Source organism: Methylobacterium sp. CM6257 (assembly GCF_054611515.1).
This window is the reverse complement of record NZ_CM137735.1, coordinates 1,190,768-1,216,436: the sequence shown is the minus strand read 5'-3', so window position 1 is coordinate 1,216,436 and position 25,669 is coordinate 1,190,768. Positions and strand designations below refer to the sequence as shown.

Below are 25,669 nucleotides of genomic sequence, written 5' to 3'. Positions count from 1 at the left end.
GACATATGATAGCGTCAAGCAAGACTTACAGAATGTCGCCTGTTTTTTGGGCGATCAAGACGCGGGTGAGGAGTGGGCGACGCGTCGGCCGCTCGCGTGAGCTTGCAAATCCGGCAGCGTGCAGCATCGCGTGCAGCTCCTCGGCGCGTCGTGGCCTGCCTGAGCCCATCGCGAGCAGATAGAAGCCGAAATACGCATCCCCGACGGGTTCGGCGCCGGCTGTTCCGGCCATCGGCTCAGCGAGAAGCAGGGTGCCACCGGGCGGCAGCGCCGCGTGCGCGGCCGTGAGGAGCGCCAGGGCGGGGCCGTCGTCGTGGTCGTGAACGACCCGCACCAGAGAAATTGCATCCGCGCCAGTCGGCAGGTCATCGTGGAAATCGCCGCCCCGGCAGGCGATCCGCCGATTCAGGCCGGCCCGGGAGAGACGGGCGGCCGCGCGTTCAGCGACGGCGGGCAAGTCGAACAGCGTGAGGCGCGGTGCGGGGTAGCGCGCCGCGACCGCCTGAAGGAAGGCGCCTTCGCCGCCGCCGACATCCATCAGGTGACCGATTCCCGACAAGTCGCAGGCGTCGATCACATCGTCGGCGATCAGTCCCTGCGAAGCGCCCATCAGACCGCTGTAGGGGCCGACGGCACCCGCGTGGCTCTCCGCGCCGATCGCGTAGGGCCAGTAACCGGAAAGCCGCGTCGGGGCCGCTTGGCCGCGCAGGAGCGCCACCGGGTCCGCGAGATCGGCGTAGAGCAGGGCATGGTGCTCGATCATCGCGGCGATCCCGGGATTGCCGACGAGCGCGGCGCCGAGATCGGCGAGTCCGAAGCGGTCGCCGGAGAGCGCCCGGAGGAGCCCCAGCGACTCGGCCGCCCGGAGCAGGCGTCTGGTGTTCTCGGGCGGGAGGTCGAGGCGCCGCGCCAGCGTGTCGACGGCCTGCGGACCGTCGGCCAGGATTGCGAACAGGTCGAGGCGTATGCAGGCGGTCAGGATCTGCGCATAGACGAAGCCAGCGCAGAGATCGAATAGGGCGCGGGTGTTCCGGCGCGCGATGCGGCGTGTCAGCGGAAAACCTGCGGCCCAGCGCTGGAAGCGAGGGCTCGCCACGAGGCGATTCCGCCAGGCCAGCCAGCGCTCGGTCCAAGGAACCGGGACCGGCCGCGTCGCCTGGGCACCGGGGAGAGAGTCGGCGCTCAGGCCCCCACCGCCCGCAGGCTCGCGGGCAGGAACAGCCGCGCCTGCGCCTCGATCTCGGCGGTGAGTTCGGCCGCGCCCGGGCAGGCCGGGATTGCCATCACGGCCTCCCGGGTGAGTCGCGACAGCCGCTCCAGCGCCCTGCCGGTGCCCAGCAACGCCGCGGCGTTCGGACGTCCGAGCGTGGCGTCGCGCCCGGCGGGCTTGCCGATCTCCTCTTGGCGGCAGGCCACGTCGCGCAAATCGTCGGCGACTTGATAGGCTTCGCCCAGACACTCGCCCAGGCGGCGCCAGGGCTCCGGTTCGGCGCCGGCCGCCGCCGCGCCGGTCACCGTGGCGGCGGCGAACAAAGCACCGGTCTTGGCCTGTTGGTAGTCGCTGAGGTTGACATGCGCTTCAGATTCCCAAGCTTGGCCCGCCGCGATGCCGGCCGGTGAGCCCGCCGCGCGCCCCAGAAGAGCCACGAGGTGGCCGAGCCGGCTCGGATGCCGGCCGGCGGAGCGCGCCAAAGTCTCGAACGCGAGCACGATCATGGCATCGCCGGTCAGAACGGCGATCGGTTCGCCGAAGGCGACGTGAACCGAAGGCTTCTGCCGGCGCAGCGGCGCGTCGTCGAAACACGGCAGGTCGTCATGGACCAGCGAGGCGCAATGCAAAAGCTCGATCGCCGCAGCGGCGGCCTCGGACCCGGCGGGATCGTCGTCGCCGCAGGCGCGGGCGACCGAGAGGCACAAGCGCGGCCGGATCCGGTGGCCGCCTGGAAAGACCGCGTAGCGGAGCGCCTCCGCGAGGAGAGGCGGTGCGCCCGGCGCCTCAGCATGCGCCACCGCGCGATCAAGCGCGATTTCGATTCGCCGGCCCGACTCCATCGCGTTGCCTCCCGTGTTAAATTCGGTTGTCAGCGATAAGTGTCATTTCTTATTGACACTTTGCCGGGCAGAGATCAATCCCGTTGTGTGACGAAGCGCGGGGCGAGCGTGGCGCAGGAGCGCGTCATCGTGATCGGGGCGGGAATCGGCGGCCTTGCCGCCGCGCTGCGGCTCGCCCAGGCCGGGCTCGACGTCACGGTTCTTGAGCGCGCCGCCCAGCCGGGAGGAAAGATGCGCAGCGTCGCGGTCGGCGGCCGCGCGGTCGAGGCCGGGCCGACTGTCTTCACCATGCGGTGGGTCTTCGAGGAGCTGTTTTCCGAATGCGGCGCGCGATTCGACGATCGAGTCGCGCTGACGCAGGCACAGCTCTTGGCCCGCCATGCCTGGAGCCGCGATGAACGGCTCGACCTCTTCGCTGACATCGAGGCTTCGGCCGATGCCATCGCGGCCTTCGCCGGGGCACGCGAGGCCGACGGATACCGACGCTTCTGCGCACGCTCGGCCGAGGTCTATCGGACCCTGGAAGGTCCGTTCATCCGCGAGGGGCGGACCAGCCCGGCCGGCCTCGCGCAGCGCGTTGGCCTGTCGGGCCTCGGCGACCTCTGGCGGATCCAGCCCTTCGCCACCCTGTGGTCGGCCCTGGGCGCGTTCTTCCGGGATCCACGGCTGCTGCAGCTGTTCGGGCGCTACGCCACCTATTGCGGTGCCTCGCCGTTCACCGCACCGGCGACGCTGATGCTCGTCGCTCATGTGGAGCAAGCGGGCGTCTGGACCGTCGCGGGCGGCCTCAGCGCTCTGGCCCAGGCCGTGGCGGATCTCGCGGCCGAGCGTGGGACGAGGTTCCGCTACGGCGCGCATGTGGAGCGGATCGTCACCGAGGGAGGCCGGACCGCCGGCGTGATCCTGGTGGATGGCGAGCGGATCGCCGGCGACCTCGTCGTCTGCAACGCCGACGGAACGGCGCTCGGTGTCGGGCTGCTGGGCCCCGACGCGGCCGCTGCCGGCGAGCGTCTGAAGCCGAGCGAACGGTCGCTCTCCGCCGTCACCGTCTGCACGACGGCGATCCCGGGCGGCTTCCCGCTCGCGCACCACACCGTCTTCTTCTCGCGGGACTACCAGGCCGAGTTCAACGCGATCCTGCGCGCGCGCCGCCTGCCGGAGGATCCCACCGTCTACGTCTGCGCGCAGGACCGCACCGATATGGGCGCGGCTCCGGCCGGTCCCGAACGCCTTCTCATGCTCGTCAATGCCCCGGCGGATGGCCGGGAACGCCCGCTCACGCCGCCGGAGGTCGAGAGATGCGAGAGGAACCTGAGCCGCAGGCTGGAAGCCTGCGGCCTGCGCTTGGAGGAGGCATCGCCCGCCGTGACGACGACGCCGCAGGCGTTCGACGCCCTCTTCCCGGGAACGGGTGGCGCCCTGTACGGCCGGGCGGCGCAGGGGTGGGCTGCGACCTTCAAACGTCCGGGGGCACGGACCGCTCTTCCGGGCCTCTACCTGGCGGGGGGCTCGGTCCATCCTGGCCCGGGCGTGCCGATGGCGGCGCAATCTGGCCGGCTGGCCGCGGCGGCGATCCTGGACGACCTCGGTTCGACGGCCCGGTCGCGCGGGGCGGCTACGCGTGGTGGTACGTCGACGCGGTGAGCGACGACGGCCGCCAGGGACTCACGATCATCGCGTTCATCGGTAGCGTGTTCTCGCCCTACTATGCCTGGAGCGCCGGCAAGGACCCGTTCGCGCACTGCGCCATGAACGTCGTCCTGTACGGCGGCCGCAGCCGCTTCGCGATGACGGAGCGCCGCGCATCCAGCCTGTCCAGGAGCGCGGACCACATCGCCATCGGGCCGAGTGCCATGCGCTGGGACGGCACGGCGCTCACGATCACGATCGACGAGCGCGGGGCACCCGTGCCCTATCGCCTGAGAGGGACGGTGCGGCTCGTCCCGCGTGGCTTCACCGCGGGACCATTCCATCTCGACCGCGCCGGTCGCCATCGCTGGTGGCCGATGGCGCCCTCGTCCCGGGTCGAGGTCGCCTTCGATCAGCCGGTCCTGCGCTGGCGCGGAAGCGGCTACTTCGACACCAATGACGGTGACGAGCCGCTGGAGGATGCCTTCTCGCGCTGGACTTGGTGCCGGGCGGATCTGCCGGACGGAGCCGCGATCCTGTACGACGTGCACCATCGGGACGGCGACGGACAGAATTTGTCGCTGCGGTTCTCCAGCGACGGCAGCCGTCGCGAGATCCGGCCGCCGCCGGCCGCGACGCTGCCGGCGACGAATCTATGGCGGATGAAGCGGGAGACGCGTAGCGACGCCGGCCGCTCGCGCGTCCTCGCCACTTACGAGGATACGCCGTTCTATGCTCGATCGCTGCTCGCCTCGACCTTGGGCGGCGAGCCGGTGAGAGCGATGCATGAGAGCCTCTCGCTCGACCGATTCCGCCATCCGCTGGTGCGGCTCATGCTCCCCTTCCGCATGCCGCGGCCGCTGGCTTGCTAGGACACGCGGCGCAGGTGCGGTACGCCCCTGCTGCCCCGGTCAGGCGACCGCCCGCCGGATAATCGGGATTGTCCAGGGGCGCACCGAAAGGCGATGCAGCCAAGGGTCGCGAGGCTCAGAAGCAGGCCGCCGGAAAGCCCGGTCAGGCCAGCACCCTCGCGCAGGAGCGCGAAAAGCGGGGTCGCACACAGAAGCCCGCGCTCGTGGGCAGACAGGCCGCCGGCCCGGTGCGCGACGAGCGCCAGCAGGAGCGTGGCCGGAACCAAGGGTGCGAGATCGTAGACCGGAACGTAGGGGGACAGGAGCGGCGCCGCGGCGAGGAGCGAGGCGGTACGCAGTTCAAGGCCGGCCGGCATCCGCCAGGCGCGACAGGTGAACCCGAGGGCCAGCACGGCCACGATGGCCTGAGCGCCCCAGGCGGCGGCCATTGAGCCGCCGAGCAGCCGCACGGCTCCGAAGGCACTGGCATTGAGCTCGAGGCCGGCTGCTGCCTTCTGCAGGATGATTCGGTTCGTCTCGCCGAGCGTTCCGAGGAACCCGATCCACGGCGCTGTGCCGAACAACGCCAGCGAGGCGAGGCAAAGGGCGAAGATCGTGGCGAGGCAGGCCGCCAGGCAGGCGCGCCGGCCTGTGATGAGCAGGAGCAGCGGCGCGAGGGCCGCGAACTGGGGCTTGTAGGCGAGGAGGCCGAAGCACAGGCCGGCGAGCCAGGGGCGCCGGTCGACAAGCAGTCCGCCGAACGTCAGCAGCGCCGCGGTGAACAGGCCGTTCTGCCCGTAGGCGAGATTGCAGAAGACCAGCGGATGGGCGAGCGCGACGCAGGCCGTGTCGCGGCGGCCTCCGGCCACCCGCATCGCCAGAGCGAACGCGGCCAGCGAGAGGGCTGTCCAGAGCAGGAAGGCCGGCTGCGGCTCCAGCAGCGCCATGGCGGCGGCGGGCAGCAGGAACACGGGCGGATAGTGCCAGGCGAACCGGCATTCGGGACCGAACGCGGTTTTCAGGTTCTCAAGATGTACCGGCAGGTCGTAAGGCTCGCCGCCCCGTCCCTCCAGCGCGGCGCGCCCGGCCACCCAGACCTGGCTGAAATCGTTGCCGAGCATGTCGCCGTACCAGTTCCGGCGCGGCTCCGGACCCGTGCCGTACACGACGACAACGATGGCGAGGCTCAGCGGGACCAGAACCCAGGCTGCGCGCTTCGCGAAGGCGATCATCCGGGCATCGCTGCCGAAGAGATCCGCGAGATCGGCCCTGAGCGCCGCCAGGCGCGACTCGGGACGGCCCGGCGCGGTGGTCTCTGGATGCGCGCGCATGGGCGGCCTTCTGCGGGTCGGGGTCAGCGGCAGCCTAGGTGAGTCCGGTTCCGGCGCCGTTAACAGAGATGTTTGCCCAATGGCCCCGCTTGTGCGAGAGGGCCGCGGCTGCGATCCTTGCGCCGTCAACCGGGGCGGTCACCTTGATGCGAGCGGACGAGGCATCACCCGCCCCGCGCGTCCTGATCTACAGCCACGATACCTTCGGGCTCGGTCATCTGCGCCGTTCGCGGGCCATCGCCAACGCGATCGTGGCATGCAGCCACGGCGCCCGGGCGGTCATCGCCTCGGGCTCGCCGGTCATCGATCGCTTCGCCTTCCATTCCGGTGTGCAGACGGTTCGGCTGCCGCCGGTGACCAAGTTCCCGGACGGGGGCTACGCCAGTCTGGATGCGGTCACGCCCCTCGCCGAGACGGTCGAACGTCGATCCGCGATTCTCGCGCGCGCCTGCGAGACGTTCCGGCCCAACCTGATCATCGTCGACAAGGAACCCGCCGGTTTTCATGGCGAGCTGATGCCGGTGCTCGAGCGTGCCACCGCGCACGGCATCCGGCTGGTTCTCGGGCTGCGCGACGTGCTCGACGACGCCGACCGCCTCGTGCCCGAATGGGAGCGCAAGGGTGCCGCCGAGACGATGGCGCGCTTCTACGACGAGATCTGGGTTTACGGCCTCAGCCGCATCCACGAGCCCCTGGCCGCGCTTCCGATGGACCCGGCTATGGCCGCCCGGATCGAGGCAAGGCTGATCTATACGGGGTATCTTCGCCGCGAACTGCCGGAGCGTCGTGCCGATCGCGAGGAGCCGGCCGTCGCGAACGGCCCGTTCGTTCTCGTCACGCCGGGCGGCGGCGGGGACGGCGCCGCCCTGATCGACTGGGTGATCGCCGCCTACGAGGCGGATTCCGGGATACCCCTGCCCTGCCTCATTGCCTTCGGCCCGTTCCTCGATGCCGCGACCCGCGATGGTTTCACCGCCCGGATCCGTTCGCTGCCCGGCCGGATCTCGGCCATCACCTTCGATAGCGAGATCGAGTTCCTGATGCGCAAGGCAGCCGGCGTCGTGGCGATGGGCGGCTACAACACCTTCTGCGAGATCCTGTCCTTCGACCGGCGCGCGATCCTGGTGCCACGGACCGAGCCGCGCCGGGAACAGGCGATCCGCGCGCTCGCCGCGGAGCGGCTGGGCCTCGCAAGCGTCCTGATGGAGGCGGAGGGTCGGGCGCCGGAGCGCATGGCCGCGGCCCTCCGCGCCTTGCCAGACCAGACCGAGCCGTCGCGGGTGCTGGTCCCCGGCCTGCTCGACGGCCTGGATGCGGTGGCCCGCCGGGTCCGGGCGCTGGCCGGCCCCGGTGCAGAGCGCTCCTGCGCGCGGGCCTTCTCGTGACGACGCGGCGCATCGCGGTGGTGCTGAAGGGCTATCCGAGGCTGTCCGAGACCTTCATCGCGCAGGAACTGCTCGCTCTGGAGCGGCGCGGCCTGCCGCTGGAGATCTGGTCCCTTCGCCGACCGACCGACCGCGCCCGTCATCCGATGCATGCGGCGATCCGCGCCCCGGCCAGCTACCTGCCCGAGTATCTCTACGAGGGGCCACTGCGTGTACTGCAGGGGCTCGCCTCGGCCCTGCGGCGGCGGCGGGTGATCGCGCTCCTCGCCCTGTTCGCGCGCGACTTCCGGCGCGACCCGACGGCCTCACGTGTCCGGCGGCTCGGGCAGGCCCTGGTGCTCGCCCGGGAGCTGCCTCCCGACATCGCCCACATCCACGTGCATTTCCTCCACGCGCCGGCCAGCGTCGCCCGCTATGCAGCGCTGCTGACCGGACGCGGGTGGAGCTTCTCCGCCCATGCCAAGGACATCTGGACGACACCCAACTGGGAATTGGCCGAGAAGCTGCACGATGCGAGCTGGGGGGTGACCTGCACCCGCGACGGGCTGGCGCGCCTCGACGGGCTCGCGTCCGGCCGGACTCAGCTCGCCTATCACGGCCTGGATCTCGCGCGCTTTCCCGCTCCGCCGCCACGGCGCGAGGCCCGCGACGGGAGCGACCCTGCGGCACCGATCCGGCTTCTCTGCGTCGGCCGGCTGGTGGCCAAGAAGGGGCATGACGACCTGCTCGACGCCCTGGCCTCATTACCGCCGGGCCTGCATTGGCGCCTCGACCTGATCGGCGGGGGCGAGTTGCGGAGCGCCCTGGAGGCAAGGGTCCGCACGTTAAGCCTAGAGGGGCGCGTGGTCTTCCGCGGGGCGCTGGCGCAACCCGATGTGGTGGCGGCGATGCGCGACGCCGACCTGTTCGTGCTGCCGACGAAGCCGGCGCCGGGCGGCGACCGAGACGGGCTCCCCAACGTGCTCATGGAAGCGGCAAGCCAGACTTTGCCGATCCTCGCCACGGCTTTCGCGGGCACGCCGGAATTCATCGCCGACGGGGTGCACGGCATCCTGGTTCCGGCCGGCGCGCCTGCGTCCCTCGCGGCAGCCCTGGCCCGCCTGACAGCGGATCCGTCCCTGCGGCACCGCCTTGGCGAGGCGGCGCGGGCACGGCTCGTGCAGGACTTCTCGGAGGAAGCCGCCGTCGACCTGATCGCGGCCCGGCTGCGTGCATCCGCGGGGCTCGCCGCCACCGTTGCCGCAATCGAACCGGAGCTGTCCACGTGCGCGTCCTGATCGCGGTCACGCACCTTCTCGGGGCCGGGCATCTCACCCGCGCGGCTGCGCTGGCCCGTGCCTTCGCGGCCGCCGGCCACGATGCGATGCTCGTCTCGGGCGGCGTGCCGGCCCCGATGGTGCGCCACGACGGCGTACGCCTCGTGCAGCTGCCGCCCCTTCGCGTCGCCGGGACGGCCTTCTCGACGCCGCTGGGACCGGACGGACGACCGGCGGATGCGGCACTGCTCGCGCGCCGCCAAATGCTTCTGGTCCAGACCTTCGAAGGCTTTGCGCCGGACGCGGTCATCACCGAGCTGTTCCCCTTCGGCCGGCGGGCGCTCGCAGCCGAGTTCCTGGGCTTGGCGGAGGCAGCCCGCGCGCGCCGGCGACGCCCGCTCGTCCTCGCCTCCGTCCGCGACATCCTGGTCGCTTCAGCCAAGCCCGAGCGCATCGCGCAGGCCCATGCGCGAGCGGCGGCGCTGTACGATGCCGTGCTGGTTCACGGTGATCCGGCGCTCGTGCCCCTCGACGCATCCTGGCCGCTCGACGCTGCGACGGCGGCCATGATCCGCTACACCGGCTACGTCGAAGAAGGCACCCGCGTCGAGCCGGCGGCCGCGCGCTCGGGGGTGCTGGTCGCCGCCGGGTCCGGCCCGGCCGGGACCGATCTGCTGCGGGCCGCCGCCGACGCCGCCCGGCAACGGCCAGACCTCGGCTGGCGGATCCTGGCGGGTCACGGCGTGCGGGAAGAAACCCTCTCTGAAATCGGGCGCGGCTTGGCCGACGGCGTCCTCGGCCGCGCCCGGCCCGATTACCGGACCCTGCTGGCCGGCGCCGCGCTGTCGATCAGCCAAAGTGGCTACAACACCGTCACGGATCTTCTGGCTACAGGAACGCCCTCCGTGCTGGTGCCTTTCGAGGCCGGCGGCGAGACCGAACAGCGGCTGCGCGCGGAACGCCTGGCCGCGCGTGGTCTCGCCCGGGTTCTGCCGGAGGCGGAGCTGACCGGGCGGACGCTCCTCCAAGCGGTGGACGCGCAGACGGCGGCGCCGCGGCCTAGCCCCCATGAGATCGACCTCGGCGGTGCGCGGCGCTCGGTGGAGATCGTCGAGGACCTGCTCGCCGGTCATCGCGGGGAGAGTCGCCGCATGGGGGCCGCGAGCCCGGGCTTCGATGCCCTGCGGCGGGCTCTGGACGACGCTGCCGAGCGCGGCCTGCGGGTGCCGTTCCTGTGGCGCGACGACGACGCGGTGGCGGCGACTCCGGCCCTCGACCGGCTGATCGGACTCGCGGAAGCCCATGACTCCCCGATCCTTCTCGCTGCCATCCCGGCCGGCATCGAGCCCTCCTTGGGGCATAGGCTCGCTTCAGCCCGCAGCGTGTCTGTCGCGGTCCACGGCCTCGCCCACCACAACCATGCCCCGGCGGGCGAAAAACCCGCGGAATTCGGCGCGCACAGGCCCCTGGGCGATCTGGCGGCGGAGGCTGCGGCCGGCCTGCAAATCGCCGGCGAGCGGCTGCCGGGCGCGGTCCTGCTGCCGGTCTTCGTGCCGCCTTGGAATCGGCTGGCCCCGGACCTCGCGACCGCTCTGCCGAGCCTCGGCTATCGCGGCCTGTCGGCATCTCCCGGGCGGAACATTCCCGGCCTCGTTCGCGCCGACGCGACGTTCGATCCGATCGACTGGCGCGGCTCCCGCTCCCTGCGCGATCCGGCGGCAATGCTGCGCGATCTCGCCAACAACCTCTTGCGGCGACCTCTGCAGCCGTTCGGTCTTCTGACCCATCACCTCGCCCACGACGCGGCAATCTGGACATTTATCGAGGACTTGCTGTCGGTGCTGCTGAAGCATCCGGCGGTTGATGCCCTGGATCCGCGCTCCGTATTCGACTGTGCGGCGATGGAAACTGGCAAGACAGCAACTAAATCCCCCGTCTCAAAGATTGCGAGGACGGGTTGAGCCCGCTGCTGTCCATCCGCGACCTCGCGGTCGCGTTTCGTACGGAGGCCGGACCGTTCGAGGCTCTGCACGGTCTGTCTCTCGACGTGCAGCGCGGACGCACACTGGCGCTCGTCGGTGAATCCGGCTCGGGCAAGTCGGTGACCGCTCAGGCGATCCTGCGCATTCTGCCGCCTTCCGCCACCATCACCGCAGGCCAGATGCTGTTCCGGGATGGAGCCACGGAGATCGACATCGCCCGCCTCGCCCCCGAAGGCGGAGCGATGCGGGCAATCCGCGGCCAGCGGATCGCCATGATCTTCCAGGAGCCGATGACCTGTCTCTCGCCGCTCCATACGATCGGCGACCAGATCGGTGAGGCCCTGCGCATCCATACCGGCGCCGGCCGCAAGGACGCCGATGCGCTCACGCAGGAGGCGCTCGCCCGAGTCGGCTTCCCGGATCCGCGCCGTGCGCTTCGGACCTACCCGTTCGAGCTGTCCGGGGGCCTGCGCCAGCGCGCCATGATCGCCATGGCGCTGATCCTGAAACCTGCTCTGCTGGTCGCCGACGAGCCGACCACGGCGCTTGACGTCACCACCCAGGCTCAGATTCTCGCTCTGCTGTCCCGCCTCCAGGAGGCGACCGGGATGGCGATCCTGCTGATCACACACGATCTCGGCGTAGTCGCCAACATCGCCCACGACGTGGCGGTGCTCTATCGCGGTCGACTCGTCGAAGCCGGGCCGCGGGATACGGTGATGCGCATGCCCGGCCACGCCTATCTCCGGGCGCTCCTCCACGCCGTGCCCCGGTTCGACATGGCGCCGGGTGAGCGGCTCACCCCGATCCGTCCGGCACGGGCCGAGATCCCGCCGGGACAAGCTCCGGCGAAGCTCGCGGGCCCGCTGCTGCAGGTCCAAGGGGTGAGCAAGAGCTTCACCCTGCGCGCCGGCCGGCTCTGGCAGAAGCCCCGGATCGTCCACGCGGTCTCGGACGTGTCTTTGAACCTCGCAGCGGGCCAGACGCTCGGCCTCGTGGGGGAGTCCGGCTCCGGAAAGACAACCGTATCCAAGATGATCATGCGGGCGATCCGGCCGGATTCCGGCCGGATCCTGTTCGACGACGGGACCGGTCCGCGGGACGTCCACAGCCTCAGCGGTGACGCCCTGTTCGCCTACAGGCGCACAGTCCAGTTCGTGTTCCAGGATCCCTACGCATCCCTCGACCCGCGGATGACCGTCCGCCAGATCCTGTCGGAGCCCATGGAGATCCACGGTGTTCCGGCGGCCGAGCGGCGGGAACGCTGCCGGGCCCTGATGGCGATGGTCGGCCTCGATGCCGCGGGTCTGGGACGCTACCCGCACGCCTTCTCGGGTGGTCAGCGCCAGCGCATCGGCATCGCCCGTGCGCTGGCTCCGAAGCCCCGGCTCCTGGTGCTCGACGAGCCGGTTTCGGCCCTCGACGTGTCGGTGCAGGCGCAGATCCTGAATCTGCTCAAGGACCTTCAGGCGGCCCTGGGTCTCTCCTATCTCATCGTCTCCCACAACTTGGCAGTGATCGACTACATGGCGGACACCATCAGCGTGATGTGCCGGGGACGGATCGTCGAGGAAGCACCCCGCGCCGCCCTGTTCCGCCGCCCGGTCCATCCCTACACGCGGGCGCTGCTGGCCGCGGTGCCGGACCCCAGCCTCGACCACCCGCTCGACTTCGGGGCCATCACGGGCGACCAGAACGACCCATCCCGCTGGGACGCACCCTACCGGCTGGCGCCGGACGAGGCGGGCACCATGCAGGCGGTGGAAGCCGGCCACCGGGTGCGGTTCGGCAATGCCCGAAGTGCGGAGGCCGCGTGATGCAGCCGCGCCCGCCCGTGATGCTGGAGCGCCTGCGGCGCAAGGTTCTGTCGCCGCTCTTCGACCGTCTCGGCTACGACCTCGTCCCGGCCGCCCCCGATTGGAGCCACCGGCCGACCTCGCCGCGCGAGGTGGCGACACTCCTCGATTCCGCCGCCTCGATTCTGGAGCGGGACTTTGCGGCCGCCGGTATCGTGCCGGACGGCGAGGTCCTCGATTGGGTGCGGGAATTCTGGACGCTGATCCCCTCCGCGCCCGTCCGGCAGCGCCGGGGCGGGAGCGGCTTCAACGGGGCGCTCCAGCTTTACGTGGCGATGCGGGCGCTGAAGCCGGGGTTCGTCATCGAATCCGGGGTGTTCCGCGGGCTCACGACCTGGGTCATCCGGAAGGCGTGCCCACGGGCCAGCATTTTCTGCCACGATCCGAACCTGTCCGGGCTCCAGTATCGCGATCCGCAGGCACGCTACAGCACCGCTGACTGGTCGATGGCGGATTGGTCCATGCTCGATCCGGCTGCGACCGTGGCGTTCTTCGACGATCACGTGGCGCAGGGGCGGCGCGTCGTGGAGGCGCACGCGCGGGGCCTCACGCGGCTCCTCTTCGACGACGATGCCGCCGGCCACCGGATCCATGCCCATGGCGGCCCTGCCCACCCGACCATCGCGATGATCACCGGGCCCGAGCGCAGCCCGGAGCCGATCCGCTGGACCCGCAACGGCCGCCATTTCGAGCAGCCGGCCGATGATGCCCTCGTCCGGCAGGCGGCCGGGCTGATTGCGCGCTCCCACGCGTTCGATGATCTCCACCGCGCCACCGGATATTCGCCAGCGCGGCTGACCTCCGTAACGTTGCGCGCCGCCACGATAGGGGATGGGCCGTGAGCGGTCTCGACGAACGCCACGGTCACTCCTCCCTTCCCCGAGGAGCGGGAAGGGAGGACGGCATATCCCGCCGCACCCTTCTCTCCGGTCTTGGCGCCACTCTTGTCTGGCCCTGCACCGGCCGGGCTGACGCGGACGCCCCCGCCCCGCCGGCCTCCCCCTTCGTGATCGACCTTCCCGCCCGCGGACGCCGCACCGGCACCGCCGGCGGAACGATCCGCACGCTGATCGCCAAGGCTCGGGACGTGCGCTATCTCTCAGTCTACGGCTACACGCGGCTGGTCGGCTACGACGCCGATCTGAACCTCCGGCCCGACGTGCTGGAGCGTGTCGACATCGAGGGTGGGCGCTTCACCTTCACCCTGCGCAAGGGTCATCGCTGGTCGGATGGACACCCGTTCACCACGGAGGACTTCCGCTACTATTGGGAGGACGTCGCCAACGAGAAGGCGCTGAGCCCCGAAGGACCGCCGGCCTTCTTCATGGTCGACGGCAAGCCGCCGCGGGTCGAGTACCTGGATCCGCTGACGGTTCGCTACACCTGGGACCGGCCGAACCCGATATTCCTGCCCGCGCTGGCGGCGCCGCGGGACCCGCTGATCTACCGCCCGTCCCACTACCTGAAGCCTTATCACGCCCGTTACGTCGGTAAGGACGCGGCCGATGCGAAGGCCAAGGCGCAGAAGCTGCGCAGCTGGGCAGCGCTTCATAACCGCCTCGACGACAATTACGAGCTGAACAACCCGGAATGTCCGACGCTCCAGGGCTGGGTGCCCCGCACACGCTCGCCGGCGACTCGCTTCCGGTTCGAGCGGAACCGCAGTTACCACCGCGTTGACACCGCGGGCACACAGCTCCCTTACGTCGATTCCATCGTGATGGACGTTGCCTCTCAGGGTCTGCTGGTCGCCAAGACCAATGCCGGCGAGGCCGACCTGATGTTCCGCGGTCTGTCAATGCCCGACATCCCGAGCCTCAAGGAAGGTGAGGCGACCCACCACTATCGCACTAACCTGTGGCCCGTGGCCCGCGGCTCGGAGATCGCGCTCTACCCCAATCTGACCGCGGCGGATCCCGTCTGGCGGCGGCTCAACCGCGATGTGCGCTACCGACACGCCCTGTCGCTCGCCATCGATCGCCGGACGTTGAACAACACGCTGCTGTTTGGCCTGGGAATTGAGGGCAACGACACGATCGTGGCGGACAGCCCGCTGTATTCACCGGAGTTGCGGACCCTCAACGCCGGCTACGACCCGGCGCAGGCGGCGGCCCTTTTGGACGCGCTGGGCCTCACCGGCCGTGATGGATCCGGGACGCGTCTTATGCCCGACGGGCGCTCGCTCGAGATCGTGGTCGAGAGCGACGGTGAGGCCGAGATGGTGCTGGACGCGCTCCTGCTCATCACGGAGTTCTGGCGCGAGGTCGGCATCCGTCTCATCACCAAGCCGCAGGAGCGCACGAATCTCCACCGGCGGTCCGTCGGAGGGATGACCGTCATGGTCGCCGCCCAGGGACTCGATCTCGCGGTTCCCACCGCGATCATGCCGCCGACTGAGCTGAGCCCCGCCCAGCCCGAGCACTATTCCTGGCCCCTCTGGAGCCTGAACGTGGAGAGCCACGGCAAGAGCGGCGAGCTCTGCGACGTTCCGGACGTTCAGCGCCTTCTCGACCTCGATCGCCAATGGCGCGACACCGACGATTCCAGGAAGCAGGCCGCCATCTGGCGCGAGATGCTCATGAACCACGCGCGCAACACCTGGGTGATCGGGACGGTGGCCGGTGCGCTCCAGCCGGTCGTGGGCGCCGAACGTCTGATCAACCTGCCCAAGCGCGCCCTCTACTCGTGGGAGCCCACGGCGATGATCGGCGTACAGCGGATCGACGAACTGTTCTGGGACGGCGGTGCCGACAAGCGTGCGGAGGTTCGGTGATCGGCCAGATCTTGCGGCGCGTTGTGACCATGGCGCTGACGCTCCTGGTCATCTCGGCGCTCGTCTTCATCATCATCAAGCTGCCGCCGGGCGACTACCTGACCAACCGGATCATGGAGCTGCGCGCGACGGGCGATGCGGGCTCCGTGGCAAAGGCGGAGCTGCTCATCCGCCAATACGGGCTCGATCGGCCCGTCTGGCAGCAGTACCTGATGTGGATCGGCGTGATGCCGGGGCCCGCGGGCTTCTCGGGCCTGCTCCAGGGCGATTGGGGCTGGTCGTTCGAATACGACAAGCCGGTGGCGGACGTCTTGGGTGACGCGCTCTGGCTGACGCTCCTGATCAATCTCACGGCCGTGGTCTTCGTTCATCTCGTGGCGATCCCGGCCGCAATCTACTCGGCGACGCACCGACACACCTTCGGCGATGGCGTCGTGACGCTGCTCGGCTATGTCGGGCTTGCCGTACCGGGCTTCCTGCTCGCGCTGATCCTGCTGTTCTATGCCAATCGGTGGTTCGGCCTCTCGATCGGCGGCCTCTACGATTCCGCCCTGACCAACCGGCCCTGGGACTGGATCAAGGTCCGCTCACTGCTGGCCCATCTCGTCGTGCCGACTCTGGTGATTGGGCTTGGCGGAACCGCGGCGATGATCCGGCGGATGCGCGCCAACCTGCTCGACGAACTGGCCAAGCCCTATACGGTCACTGCCCGCGCCAAGGGCCTCCCGCCCCTGCAGGCGCTCCTGAAATATCCGTTCCGGATGTCGCTGAACCCGTTTGTCGCGGATATCGGCAACCTGCTGCCGCACCTCGTCTCGGGGTCGGTGCTCGTCTCCCTGGTTCTGAGCCTGCCCACGGTGGGGCCGCTGCTCCTCGACGCCCTGCGCAGCCAGGACCAATTCATGGCCGGCTTCATCCTGATGTTCGTGGCGGCCCTGACGCTGGTCGGCATGCTCATCTCGGACCTGACCCTCGTCTGGCTCGATCCGCGCATCCGCATGGGCCTGCGATGAACAGGCCCGGGATGAGCGGCGCGATCCCCGCCGCAGACCACTTCGTCGATCCCGCGCCGTTCGAGCCCGAGGCGCGGGGCGAGAGCCCGGTCGGATCCGCCTCCGCGTGGCGGCTGATCCTGCGCAAGTTTCTGCGCCACCACCTCGCCGTCGCCTCGGCGCTGATCCTGCTCGTCCTCTACGCAACGGTGCCGTTCGTGGAGCTGCTGGCGCCCTACGGCCAGGCACGGCGCAACGGTGACTTCCTCTACGCGCCGCCTCAGGGCGTCCACCTGTTCCACGACGGACGCTTCGTCGGGCCGTTCGTCTACCCGTACCGGGCGCACCTCGATCTCGACACGTTCCGCCGGGACTACGTGGTGGACACCAGGAGCCCGCAGCCGCTGCGCTTCTTCTGCCGGGGCGACGGCTACGACTGGCTCGGACTCGTCCACACCGATCTGCACCTCGTCTGCCCGCCCGAGCACGGCACGCTGTTCCTGCTCGGCACCGACAAGCTCGGGCGCGACCTGTTCTCCCGCATGATCTACGGCGCGCGGATTTCCCTCACGATCGGCCTCGTGGGCGTGGCGATCTCCTTCGCCCTCGGCCTTCTGTTCGGCGGCGTCGCGGGCTATTTCGGCGGGATCGTCGATGCCGGCGTGCAGCGGCTGATCGAGGTCGTGCGCTCTCTGCCCGAGCTGCCGCTCTGGCTCGCCCTCTCGGCGGCGCTGCCGCCGAACTGGAGCCCGCTGCTCGTCTTCTTCGGCATTACGGTGATCCTCGGCCTCCTCGACTGGCCGGGTCTGGCCCGGGCCGTGCGGGGCAAGCTCCTCGCCCTGCGCGAGGAGGATTTCGTGCAGGCGGCCGAGCTGATGGGCGCCTCGCCGGCGCGCGTCATCGGGCGGCATCTGATTCCCAACTTCATGAGCCATCTGATCGCCTCGGCGACCCTGTCGATCCCGACCATGATCCTCGGCGAGACCGCCCTGTCGTTCCTGGGCCTCGGCCTGCGGCCGCCCGTGACGAGCTGGGGCGTGCTCCTCAACGAGGCGCAGAATCTGGCGGCGGTGCAGCTTTACCCGTGGCTGCTGCTGCCGGTGCTGCCCGTGCTGGTGACGGTGCTCGCCTTCAACTTCATGGGAGACGGACTTCGGGACGCGGCAGACCCCTATCACTGAGGAGCTGGACGCGGGCGGACGTCAGCCTGCCAGCGGCAGGGGCGCGATCCGCGCTGGAGCGGCGACGTTCTTGCGCTCAAGAAGGCCCGGCGGCGGGACGGGCGCGCTGATGGTGCAGATCACCCCGGTGGGTTCGTAGGTGAGCGCGACCTCGCCGGCGAGCTCGCGGGCGAGGCTGCGCTCGATCAACCGCGAGCCGAAGCCCGTGCGCGTCGGCTTCTTCACGGGCGGGCCGCCGCACTCGGCCCAGCGCAGGAACAGGTGCGTCTCGCCCTCGCGGCGGACCGTCCAGGATATCTCCACCCAGCCGCCCTCGCTTGAGAGGGCGCCGTATTTCACAGCGTTGGTGCCGAGTTCGTGCAGCGCCATGGCGATCGAGAGGGCAAGCCTCGGCGGCAGGCGCAGGGCTGGGCCGACGACGCGGAAGCGCGACGCGCGGCCATTGCCCGCCTCGAGCGGCCGGATCGCGTCCGCGACGACGGCCGAGAGCTCCGCGCCCTCCCAGCTCTCCCGGGTCAGCACGTCGTGAACGCGGGCAAGCGCCAGGAGCCGCGCCTCGAAGGCGGCCCGTGCGGCGTCGGCCTCGGGGCCTTCGAGCCCGCGCAGGGACTGGGCGGCGATCGACTGCACCGTGGCCAGGGTGTTCTTCACCCGGTGGTTCAGCTCGTGGATCAGGAGGAGCAGATGCTCTTCGGCGTTCTTCGCGTCAGTGATGTCGATGTTGCAGCCCGTGAATCCGAGGAAGTTTTGGTCGTCGTCGAGGCGCGGCACGCCCTCGCATTGCAGCCAGCGCACGGCCCGTGCCTTGTCGATCACCCGGACTTCCGTGCGGAAGGCGGTGCGCGCCTCGAACGCCTCCGCGAAGGCGGCGCGGAAGGCTTCGAGATCGTCGGGATGGACGATCCTTTGCCAGCCGTCGTCGGTCAGTTCGGCAGCCGGCATCCCGAACAGGTGCTCGAAGTGGAGATTCGCGAAGCTGACCGATCCGGTCTCGTCTGTCATCCAGATCAGGGCCGGCGCCGAGTCTGCCATGTGGCGGAACCGCGCTTCGCTCTCGCTGAGAGCCGTGAGGCCGCGCCGCGTGTCGGCGAGCGCCCGGTCGCGCTCCGCCTCGCGGGTGCGCAGCCGCAGGGATGCGTCGGACAGCACCGCGCCGAGCCGCTGGATCTCGTGGACCGGCGAGGACACGCGCGGAATGGCTTCGCCGCGCGCCAGCGCCGGCCCGGAGGCGGCGAGGACCCGGAGCGGACGCGAGACCCGCGACCACAGATTGACGGCCAGCACCGATGAGGTGGCGAGCACGAGCATCCCGAAACCCGCGAATGCCCAGATCCAACGGCGCACGCGCGCATCGACCAGAGCCTGGGGGATGCTGGTCGCGACCATCCAGCCCGTGAGGCGGGAGCGCGCCTCGATCACCACCACCGGCTTGTGCTGGCGATCCTGGCCCTCCCAGACCCCCGGCGTCCCCGACTGCACCTGCCGCAGGCTCGCGAGCCTCGGCCGGCCGACCACCGAATCCGGATCGGGCAGCCGCGCCAGCACGATGCCGGCCCGGTCGCTGATGCCGGTGGTCCAGCCCGGGACGACCTCGCGCGAGAGGATGCCCTGGAGCCGGGAGAGCGGCACGGTGAAGCTGAGGATGTAGGCGACTTCGCCGTCGACCATCACGGGCACGCCGACCGCGTAGGTCGATTCGGCGGGAGCCGGTCCCGGGATGTAGCCGCTCACCATCGCGCGCTGCGTGCCCTTCACGAGGTCCTGATCGAAGGGCAGCGGCACGACCGGCATGGGCGCTCCGCGCGGGACGCCGGTATTGACGACCTCCTGCCCATTCGGTCGGCGCAGCAGCACGTCGAGGTCGATCGACTCGCGCACGAGGCGCGCCTGGGCATCGAAGGCCTCGAAATCGCCCTGGCGGATTCGCGGCGACGTGGCGAGCGTCTGCAGCACAGAGACGAGGCCGGCGGTATCGCGGTCGAGCGACAGCCCGATCCCACGGACGTTCTCGCGCGCGTCCTGCTCGAACCGCGCGCGCTCGGCAGAGGCGTAGCGCATCAGCAGGATGCTGGTGAACAGAAGCCCCGGACCGATCAGCGCGATCACCAGCGCGATCAGATAGACCTGCGTCGAGAAGCCGTTGCGTCCGAAACGATGAAGCCGCCGCGACAGCCACGACCGCCGCGCGGGGATCACCGCCGGGACGCCCGCGCCCTCGGCTTGGTGGTCCGGGCTCAAGCGGTGCCCGTCCCCGGCCCGCGGTGCCCCGCGGGCTCCTTGCCGTTCCCTGCCCTCATGACCTGTCGATATGGCCGAGATCGCGCGCCGGGTCGAGGTGGTCGCGCACCCGCTGCTTGAGCGCCTTCACGTCGGGAAAGCCGCCGTCGCGGACCCGCTCCCACAGCAACGCCCCGCCCATCTCGATGCGGAAGGTGCCGCCGACTGCCGGAATCAGGGCCACCTCCCCGAGATCGTCGCGGAAGGTCGAGAGCAGCTCCTGGGCCATCCAGGCGGAGCGCAGGAGCCAGTTGCACTGCGTGCAGTAGGTGATCGCCACGCGCGGCCGCTCTGGCCGCGCTGGGTTCTCTGACGTCACGTCGCTGCCGGGCTTTGCACCCGATGGCCCCTCGTGCATCCCGGAACAGCGCACCGTACCGGCGGCGTTGTCAACCGCCCTGTGCACCGAAGCTCCCTGGAGCTGCGAACCCCGGCGCGCTCAACGGGAATGCGGCCGTGCGTTACGGGCTGCCGCGCGGCGACGAAGGCATCGTTCTGGTATCGGTGCTGCCCCCGTCCCGGAGGGGCGGAGCGAGGCGCAATCCGGTTCTTGACCCAGCACGAGAACCGGCCGCGGGAGTGGTTCCACATCCGTCCCGCACCGCCGAGCTCAGGAACATGACGAACTGTGCTTGACGTCCCGTGCCGCTGCACCCTAGAAGGCCCGCCACCGGGTCGCCGCGCTTCCGCGCACGGGTGACCACGTGGCGCCCGCCTCAAGCGTGCCGGTACGGACGGTTAGCACAGCGGTAGTGCGTTCCCTTCACACGGGAAAGGTCGCAGGTTCGATCCCTGCACCGTCCACCATTCTCTCCCCTCCCCCTAAGGTTCAACGACCCGGCCCGCCGCGTCGGTTTGCCACCTGAAATGCCCGTGCTAAGGGCGCTCCATCGGTGAATGCATAAGCTTGGACCCGGCCTGATCCGGGTCGCAGGTCACGGGCAGGGGAAGGGCGGAAGCAGCCATGAAGGATATCCTCGACAAGCTTGCGGAGCGTCGGGCGCGGGCCCGGCTCGGCGGCGGTGAGAAGCGCGTCGAGGCCCAGCACAAGCGCGGCAAGCTGACGGCGCGCGAGCGCATCGAACTCCTCCTCGACCACGGGTCGTTCGAGGAATTCGACATGTTCGTGCAGCATCGCTCCACCGATTTTGGCATGGAGAAGCAGAAGATCCCGGGCGACGGCGTCGTCACCGGCTGGGGCACGATCAACGGCCGGACCGTCTTCCTGTTCTCCAAGGACTTCACGGTGTTCGGCGGCTCCCTGTCGGAGGCGCACGCCCAGAAGATCGTCAAGGTCCAGGACATGGCGCTGAAGATGCGCGCCCCGATCATCGGCATCTTCGATGCCGGCGGCGCGCGCATCCAGGAGGGCGTGGCGGCGCTCGGCGGCTACGGCGAGGTGTTCCGCCGCAACGTCATGGCCTCGGGCGTGATCCCGCAGATCTCGGTGATCATGGGGCCTTGCGCGGGCGGCGACGTCTACTCGCCGGCCATGACCGACTTCATCTTCATGGTCCGCGACACGAGCTACATGTTCGTGACCGGCCCCGACGTGGTGAAGACCGTCACCAACGAGGTGGTCACGGCCGAGGAGCTCGGCGGCGCCAAGGTCCATACGACCAAGTCGTCCATCGCCGACGGCTCATTCGAGAATGACGTGGAGGCGATCCTCCAGATCCGCCGGCTGCTCGACTTCCTGCCGGCCAACAACATCGATGGCGTCCCGGAGCTGGAGAGCTTCGACGACGTCAACCGGCTCGACATGTCGCTCGACACGCTGATCCCGGACAATCCGAACAAGCCCTACGACATGGGCGAGCTGATCCGGCGGGTGGTCGACGAGGGCGACTTCTTCGAGATCCAGGCGGCCTACGCGCGCAACATCATCACCGGCTTCGGCCGGATCGAGGGACGCACCGTCGGTTTCGTGGCCAACCAGCCGCTGGTGCTGGCGGGCGTTCTGGATTCGGATGCCTCGCGCAAGGCCGCGCGCTTCGTGCGCTACTGCGACGCCTTCGGCATCCCGATCGTCACCTTCGTGGACGTGCCGGGCTTCCTGCCGGGCACGGCTCAGGAGTATGGCGGCTTGATCAAGCACGGCGCGAAGCTGCTCTTCGCCTATTCGCAGGCGACCGTGCCGCTGGTGACCATCATCACCCGCAAGGCCTTCGGCGGCGCCTACGACGTCATGGCGTCCAAGCACGTGGGCGCCGACGTGAACTACGCCTGGCCCACGGCCCAGATCGCCGTGATGGGCGCCAAGGGCGCGGTGGAGATCATCTTCCGCAGCGAGATGGGCGACCCTGAGAAGATCGCGGCCCGCACGGGCGAGTACGAGGACCGCTTCCTGTCGCCCTTCGTGGCGGCCGAGCGGGGCTACATCGACGAGGTGATCATGCCGCACTCCACCCGGCGCCGGATCGCCCGGGCGCTGGGCATGCTCCGGACCAAGAAGATGGAGCAGCCCTGGAAGAAGCACGACAACATCCCGCTCTGAGGTGGGGTTGGGCCGGCAGTGCGATCCGCCGGCCTCAGCTCCGGTCGCTGTGCTCGATCACCGCACAGAGCGTCAGCGGTCCTTTGTCGGGAGAGACCATCGCCGAGCAGGTGACACGGGCCCCGCCGAGCTCGACATTGCTGTGGCGCAGCTTCACCGACGCGGCCTGTGCCCTGTGTGCGGCCTCCGTGATCACCGCCGCGTCGATGCCGGTGACCGCGTGACCGGCATGACCGAACAGGTCGTAATAGGCGTCCGGCGGGCTCGCACCGCGGAATTGGGCTCCCACCGAAGACAGGTCAGGGCCGCCGCAGGCGAGCGTCAGGGTCATGTCGGGCCCGGCCGTGAAGGTCGCATAATCGCTGCGGCGCTCCGCGGCCTTGGCGGACGTCTCGGAGGTGACCCTGTCGACGAGCGTATCGCAGGACTGAGCCTGCGCCGATCCGGGGCCGGCCGCGAGGGCTGCGAGGGCGAGAAGCGGAAGTATCGCGCGCATGACAGTGAGGTAGTGCGGATGGCCGGAGACGGCGAGCGGCGCGGCGGTCGGGCGCTTTCGCCGCTCCCGGGTCACGCGGCTTCCGCCGCCGGACTGGGCTGCCCGAGTTCCAAGAGAACGATCTCGGGCGGCACGCCGAGGCGCACCGGGATCCGGCTCATCCCGAAGCCGCCGGATATGATCATGTGGCGACCGTCCTGGACGATGTGGCCGTAGGAATAATCGTTCCCACGAACCTTGCGGATCGCGGGAGAACGGCCGAACAGCCGGACCTGCCCACCATGGGTATGGCCGGCGAGCGTCAGGGAGACCCGGTCGGGCACGGTCATGAAGATATCGGGCTCGTGCGCCATCAGGATCACGGGCGCGGAGTCGGTGACCGCATTGAGCGTGCGCGGCACGTTCGCGTAGCTGAACGACATCCACGAGCCCATGTAGGGCTGCTGGTCGGCGAGCCCGGCGATCCAGAACGGCCGGCCGTCCTTCACCAATCGGACAGCCTCGTTCTCCATCACCGGAATCCCGCGCGCCTCCAGCAGGCGTTTGACCACGGGTGATCCGCGGCGGGATGTCTGAACGGCGGCGTCGTCCCACCAATCATGGTTGCCCAGGATCGCGTGCGTGCCGAGCGGCGCCTTCAGGTCCTCCATCATTCGGGCGAATTGGGTGAGCGGCAGCTTGCGCCACGCGATCCGGCCCGCCGGATAGTCGCCGAGCAGCAAGATGAGGTCGGGCTTCAGGGCGTTGGCAGCGTCGACGATCTCCGCCACGCGATCGAAGGGCATGAATGGCTCGCAGACGTGGAAATCTGCCAGCACCGCTACGCGCAGACGCAGAGCCGGGTCCCAACGCGGCAGGGTCGGCGCGTAGGACGTGACCACAAGCCGGTGCATCGGCTCGACATCGAGGGCGTAGACGCCGGTCGCCGCCAAAACACCGGCACTCGCGCCGAGCCCGGTAAGGAACTGCCGTCGGCTCGGCAGGATCAGCATCGCGGTGTATCCGTTGGCTCTGAGAATGGGCGGCGACCCGCTAGGCCCGCAGTCCGGCGAAAGCGGGGCGAGGCCGCGACCTGCGCCAGCCTGACACGGGCGCGGTTCAGCAAGTCTGAATCCCGCACCGGAGCATGGCCTGACGCGGCGGTCGGTCTATAAGGCGTTGTCCCGTCCAGCGAATAGACCCGGAAGCAGATGTTGAACCGTCCCCTGCGCATCGGCACCCGCGGCTCTCCGATGGCGCTCGCGCAGACCGGGATGGTGCGCGACCGGATCGTGGCGGCCAATCCGGGTCTGGAGACCGAACTCGTCGTCGTCACCACAGTGGCCGACAAGATCCTCGATCGGCCGCTGTCGGAGATCGGCGGCAAGGGCTTGTTCACCAAGGAACTCGAGCAGGCGCTTTTCGCCAACGAGGTCGACGTGGCCGTGCACTCCATGAAGGACGTGGAGACCTGGCTTCCTGAGAGCCTGACCATCGCCTGCATCCTCGAACGCGACGATCCGCGGGACGCCTTCCTGTCGCCGCACGCCGACGGGCTGGCGGGACTGCCCGAAGGCGCGCGAGTCGGGACCTCGTCCCTGCGCCGCGGGGCTCAGGTGCTGATGCAACGGCCGGACCTTCGCGTGGTCCCACTGCGCGGGAACGCCAACACCCGGATGCGGAAGCTCGAGGCCGGCGAGTGCGACGCGACGCTCCTGGCTCTGGCAGGCCTCCAGCGCCTCGGCCTCGAAGGAATGGCGCGCAGCATCCTCCCCGTCGAGGAGATGCTGCCGGCGGTCGCGCAGGGAGCCCTCGGGATCGAGTGCCGGTCGGATGACCGGGCGATCCGCGACCTGCTGGCGCCCGTGTCCTGCCCGCGCACCACGACGGCGATCACGGCCGAGCGGGCCCTGCTGGCGGAGCTGGACGGCTCCTGTCGGACCCCGATCGCGGCCCTGGCGCAGATCGAGGGCGAGATGCTGAAGCTCGACGGACTCCTGTTCCTGCCGGACGGGAGCCGCCACTGGTCCGTCTCCCGCCAGGGTCCCGCGTCGGAGGCCGAGCGGATCGGCCGCGATGCCGGAGCTACCCTGAAGGAGGCGGCCGGCGACACCTATGCCCGCCATCTGCAGTGAGGAAGGGTCCATGCCGACGGTGACCCTGGTCGACGTGTTCACGCACCAGGGACGCGGCGGCAATCCCTGCCCGGTGGTCTCGGATGCCCGCGGTCTCGACCCCGAGGCCATGCGGGCCATCGCGCGGCGCTACGGCCACGAATCCGGCTTCGCGCTGCCCGCGGAGGAGGACGCGCACGATCTGCGCTTCCGCTTCTTCGTGCCCAACCACGAGATGGAGATGTGCGCCCACGCCACGATCGGTGTGCTCTGGGTGCTGGCCCGCGAGGACCGGCTGCCGGGCTCTCCGGTGCGGATCGCCACCGGCAGCGGACCCGTCACCGGCTTCGTGGCCTCGCGCGGCGAGGGGCAGTGGAGCGTCGCAATCACGCAGCCCGTCGGCAGCGTGCGGCCGTTGGCGCCCGGGCCAGCCGCCGAAGTGCAGGCGGCGCTCGGCATCGACCGCGACGTGCTGGCCTCCCGGCCGATCCACAATGCCGTGACGTCGCGGGTGAAGACCCTGGTGCCGATGCGGGATGCCGAAGCCCTCAACGCACTGGCGCCCAGTGCCCAGGCGATCGAGGCCGCCTGCACGCAGATCGGCTCCACCGGCCTCTATCCCTATGCGGTCCTGGACGAGGCCGCCCGTCTCTTCGAGGCGCGGCAATTCCCGCGCTCCTCCGGTTATCCGGAGGATGCGGCGACGGGGATCGCCGCGGCGGCACTGGCCTTCGGCCTGCTGCAGGACGGCCTCATCGCGGCCGATGATCGGCCGATTCGCATTCTGCAGGGCCGGGCCATGGGGCGCCTGTCGGAGATCCGGGTGCGCCTCGGCTTCGCGGACGGGCGCCCGATCGGCTGCCTGTTGGAAGGCGACGTTGCCCTCGGTATTCCGGCCGCGTAGCAGCCGCTCTGTCCGGCCTGCCGTCGCGGTCGCGGCGGATGCTGCGGCGGACGGCGACGAGCTGCCAGAGGCCCAGCCCGAAGGCCAGGGCGAAGGCGAGGCCGATGTCGAGGA

Annotated in this window: 20 protein-coding genes and 1 tRNA gene; 14 read left to right on the top strand and 7 right to left on the bottom strand. The window is 70.0% G+C overall.

Going from position 1 to position 25,669, the window contains the following annotated elements; genetic code table 11:
- Positions 1-25: 25 nt before the first annotated feature.
- Both ACYCO6_RS05830 and ACYCO6_RS05825 read right to left on the bottom strand, forming a co-directional pair.
- Entirely contained in the window at positions 26-1,186 is a 1,161-nt protein-coding gene (locus tag ACYCO6_RS05830; protein ID WP_459773449.1) for a methyltransferase, read from the bottom strand.
- Positions 1,183-2,052, bottom strand: coding sequence for a polyprenyl synthetase family protein (locus ACYCO6_RS05825; RefSeq protein ID WP_459770193.1), 870 nt, complete (start codon positions 2,050-2,052; stop codon positions 1,183-1,185). Before ACYCO6_RS05825 ends, ACYCO6_RS05830 begins: the two co-directional genes overlap by 4 nt.
- 108 nt (positions 2,053-2,160) lie before the next feature.
- Between ACYCO6_RS05825 and crtD the strand changes: the two genes are divergently transcribed.
- A complete protein-coding gene (gene crtD / locus ACYCO6_RS05820) occupies positions 2,161-3,696 on the top strand; it encodes a 1-hydroxycarotenoid 3,4-desaturase CrtD (RefSeq protein ID WP_459773447.1) in 1,536 nt (511 codons plus the stop codon).
- On the top strand, positions 3,693-4,553 hold the full coding sequence (locus tag ACYCO6_RS05815) for a carotenoid 1,2-hydratase (protein ID WP_459770191.1): 861 nt from the start codon (positions 3,693-3,695) through the stop codon (positions 4,551-4,553). Before crtD ends, ACYCO6_RS05815 begins: the two co-directional genes overlap by 4 nt.
- Here the strand turns inward: ACYCO6_RS05815 and ACYCO6_RS05810 are convergent.
- Entirely contained in the window at positions 4,550-5,863 is a 1,314-nt protein-coding gene (locus tag ACYCO6_RS05810; protein WP_459770189.1) for a glycosyltransferase family 87 protein, read from the bottom strand. The genes ACYCO6_RS05815 and ACYCO6_RS05810 overlap by 4 nt on opposite strands.
- A 146-nt stretch (positions 5,864-6,009) precedes the next feature.
- Between ACYCO6_RS05810 and ACYCO6_RS05805 the strand changes: the two genes are divergently transcribed.
- From ACYCO6_RS05805 to ACYCO6_RS05770, 8 genes are read left to right on the top strand one after another with little or no spacing between them, the layout of a single operon-like run.
- The gene (locus ACYCO6_RS05805; RefSeq protein WP_459770187.1) at positions 6,010-7,248 is read left to right on the top strand and encodes a glycosyltransferase family protein; all 1,239 of its coding nucleotides are present in this window, start codon (positions 6,010-6,012) and stop codon (positions 7,246-7,248) included.
- A complete protein-coding gene (locus tag ACYCO6_RS05800) occupies positions 7,245-8,525 on the top strand; it encodes a glycosyltransferase (protein ID WP_459770185.1) in 1,281 nt (426 codons plus the stop codon). The genes ACYCO6_RS05805 and ACYCO6_RS05800 overlap by 4 nt, the downstream gene beginning before the upstream one ends.
- The gene (locus ACYCO6_RS05795) at positions 8,513-10,465 is read left to right on the top strand and encodes a glycosyltransferase (protein ID WP_459770182.1); all 1,953 of its coding nucleotides are present in this window, start codon (positions 8,513-8,515) and stop codon (positions 10,463-10,465) included. Before ACYCO6_RS05800 ends, ACYCO6_RS05795 begins: the two co-directional genes overlap by 13 nt.
- Entirely contained in the window at positions 10,462-12,303 is a 1,842-nt protein-coding gene (locus tag ACYCO6_RS05790) for an ABC transporter ATP-binding protein (RefSeq protein WP_459770180.1), read from the top strand. The genes ACYCO6_RS05795 and ACYCO6_RS05790 overlap by 4 nt, the downstream gene beginning before the upstream one ends.
- Positions 12,303-13,184, top strand: coding sequence for a hypothetical protein (locus tag ACYCO6_RS05785; protein ID WP_459770178.1), 882 nt, complete (start codon positions 12,303-12,305; stop codon positions 13,182-13,184). The genes ACYCO6_RS05790 and ACYCO6_RS05785 overlap by 1 nt, the downstream gene beginning before the upstream one ends.
- Positions 13,181-15,115: an ABC transporter substrate-binding protein gene (locus tag ACYCO6_RS05780; protein WP_459770176.1), complete on the top strand. Its 1,935-nt coding sequence runs from the start codon at positions 13,181-13,183 to the stop codon at positions 15,113-15,115. Before ACYCO6_RS05785 ends, ACYCO6_RS05780 begins: the two co-directional genes overlap by 4 nt.
- Positions 15,112-16,128, top strand: a complete 1,017-nt coding sequence (locus tag ACYCO6_RS05775; RefSeq protein ID WP_459770174.1) for an ABC transporter permease — start codon at positions 15,112-15,114, stop codon at positions 16,126-16,128. The genes ACYCO6_RS05780 and ACYCO6_RS05775 overlap by 4 nt, the downstream gene beginning before the upstream one ends.
- 11 nt (positions 16,129-16,139) lie before the next feature.
- On the top strand, positions 16,140-17,288 hold the full coding sequence (locus ACYCO6_RS05770) for an ABC transporter permease (protein ID WP_459770173.1): 1,149 nt from the start codon (positions 16,140-16,142) through the stop codon (positions 17,286-17,288).
- A gap of 21 nt (positions 17,289-17,309) precedes the next feature.
- Here ACYCO6_RS05770 and ACYCO6_RS05765 read toward each other — a convergent pair whose 3' ends face one another.
- Together ACYCO6_RS05765 and ACYCO6_RS05760 are read right to left on the bottom strand one after the other, a co-directional pair.
- Positions 17,310-19,526, bottom strand: a complete 2,217-nt coding sequence (locus ACYCO6_RS05765) for a sensor histidine kinase (protein ID WP_459770171.1) — start codon at positions 19,524-19,526, stop codon at positions 17,310-17,312.
- Between the two features lie 55 nt (positions 19,527-19,581).
- Positions 19,582-19,845 (bottom strand): Rdx family protein, encoded by a 264-nt coding sequence (locus tag ACYCO6_RS05760; protein ID WP_459770169.1) that lies wholly within the window; start codon positions 19,843-19,845, stop codon positions 19,582-19,584.
- 452 nt (positions 19,846-20,297) lie between these two features.
- On the opposite strand from ACYCO6_RS05760, the gene ACYCO6_RS05755 reads away from it, so the two are divergent.
- Positions 20,298-20,372 (top strand) — tRNA-Val (locus tag ACYCO6_RS05755).
- Positions 20,373-20,529: 157 nt separating this feature from the next.
- The gene (locus ACYCO6_RS05750; protein WP_459770166.1) at positions 20,530-22,062 is read left to right on the top strand and encodes an acyl-CoA carboxylase subunit beta; all 1,533 of its coding nucleotides are present in this window, start codon (positions 20,530-20,532) and stop codon (positions 22,060-22,062) included.
- 34 nt (positions 22,063-22,096) lie between these two features.
- On the opposite strand, the gene ACYCO6_RS05745 is transcribed toward ACYCO6_RS05750, so the two are convergent.
- The gene (locus ACYCO6_RS05745; protein ID WP_459773445.1) at positions 22,097-22,558 is read right to left on the bottom strand and encodes an ABC transporter ATPase; all 462 of its coding nucleotides are present in this window, start codon (positions 22,556-22,558) and stop codon (positions 22,097-22,099) included.
- A 71-nt stretch (positions 22,559-22,629) separates the two neighbouring features.
- Positions 22,630-23,550 carry a metallophosphoesterase gene (locus ACYCO6_RS05740; protein ID WP_459770163.1) on the bottom strand — a complete coding sequence of 307 codons (921 nt, stop codon included), beginning with the start codon at positions 23,548-23,550 and terminating at the stop codon, positions 22,630-22,632.
- A 198-nt stretch (positions 23,551-23,748) separates the two neighbouring features.
- Here ACYCO6_RS05740 and hemC point away from each other — a divergent pair, with 198 nt between their 5' ends.
- Together hemC and ACYCO6_RS05730 are read left to right on the top strand one after the other, a co-directional pair.
- Positions 23,749-24,672: a hydroxymethylbilane synthase gene (gene hemC / locus ACYCO6_RS05735; RefSeq protein ID WP_459770159.1), complete on the top strand. Its 924-nt coding sequence runs from the start codon at positions 23,749-23,751 to the stop codon at positions 24,670-24,672.
- A gap of 10 nt (positions 24,673-24,682) precedes the next feature.
- Positions 24,683-25,555, top strand: coding sequence for a PhzF family phenazine biosynthesis protein (locus ACYCO6_RS05730; RefSeq protein ID WP_459770157.1), 873 nt, complete (start codon positions 24,683-24,685; stop codon positions 25,553-25,555).
- Positions 25,556-25,669 lie beyond the last annotated feature (114 nt).

Coding starts and splice junctions, on each gene's coding strand:
- ACYCO6_RS05750 (WP_459770166.1), top strand. CDS start 20,530: ATGAAGGATATCCTCGACAAGCTTGCGGAGCGTCGGGCGCGGGCCCGG.
- ACYCO6_RS05805 (WP_459770187.1), top strand. CDS start 6,010: ATGCGAGCGGACGAGGCATCACCCGCCCCGCGCGTCCTGATCTACAGC.
- ACYCO6_RS05770 (WP_459770173.1), top strand. CDS start 16,140: ATGAGCGGCGCGATCCCCGCCGCAGACCACTTCGTCGATCCCGCGCCG.
- ACYCO6_RS05810 (WP_459770189.1), bottom strand. CDS start 5,863: ATGCGCGCGCATCCAGAGACCACCGCGCCGGGCCGTCCCGAGTCGCGC.
- ACYCO6_RS05740 (WP_459770163.1), bottom strand. CDS start 23,550: ATGCTGATCCTGCCGAGCCGACGGCAGTTCCTTACCGGGCTCGGCGCG.
- ACYCO6_RS05785 (WP_459770178.1), top strand. CDS start 12,303: ATGCAGCCGCGCCCGCCCGTGATGCTGGAGCGCCTGCGGCGCAAGGTT.
- ACYCO6_RS05745 (WP_459773445.1), bottom strand. CDS start 22,558: ATGCGCGCGATACTTCCGCTTCTCGCCCTCGCAGCCCTCGCGGCCGGC.
- hemC (WP_459770159.1), top strand. CDS start 23,749: ATGTTGAACCGTCCCCTGCGCATCGGCACCCGCGGCTCTCCGATGGCG.
- ACYCO6_RS05730 (WP_459770157.1), top strand. CDS start 24,683: ATGCCGACGGTGACCCTGGTCGACGTGTTCACGCACCAGGGACGCGGC.
- ACYCO6_RS05825 (WP_459770193.1), bottom strand. CDS start 2,052: ATGGAGTCGGGCCGGCGAATCGAAATCGCGCTTGATCGCGCGGTGGCG.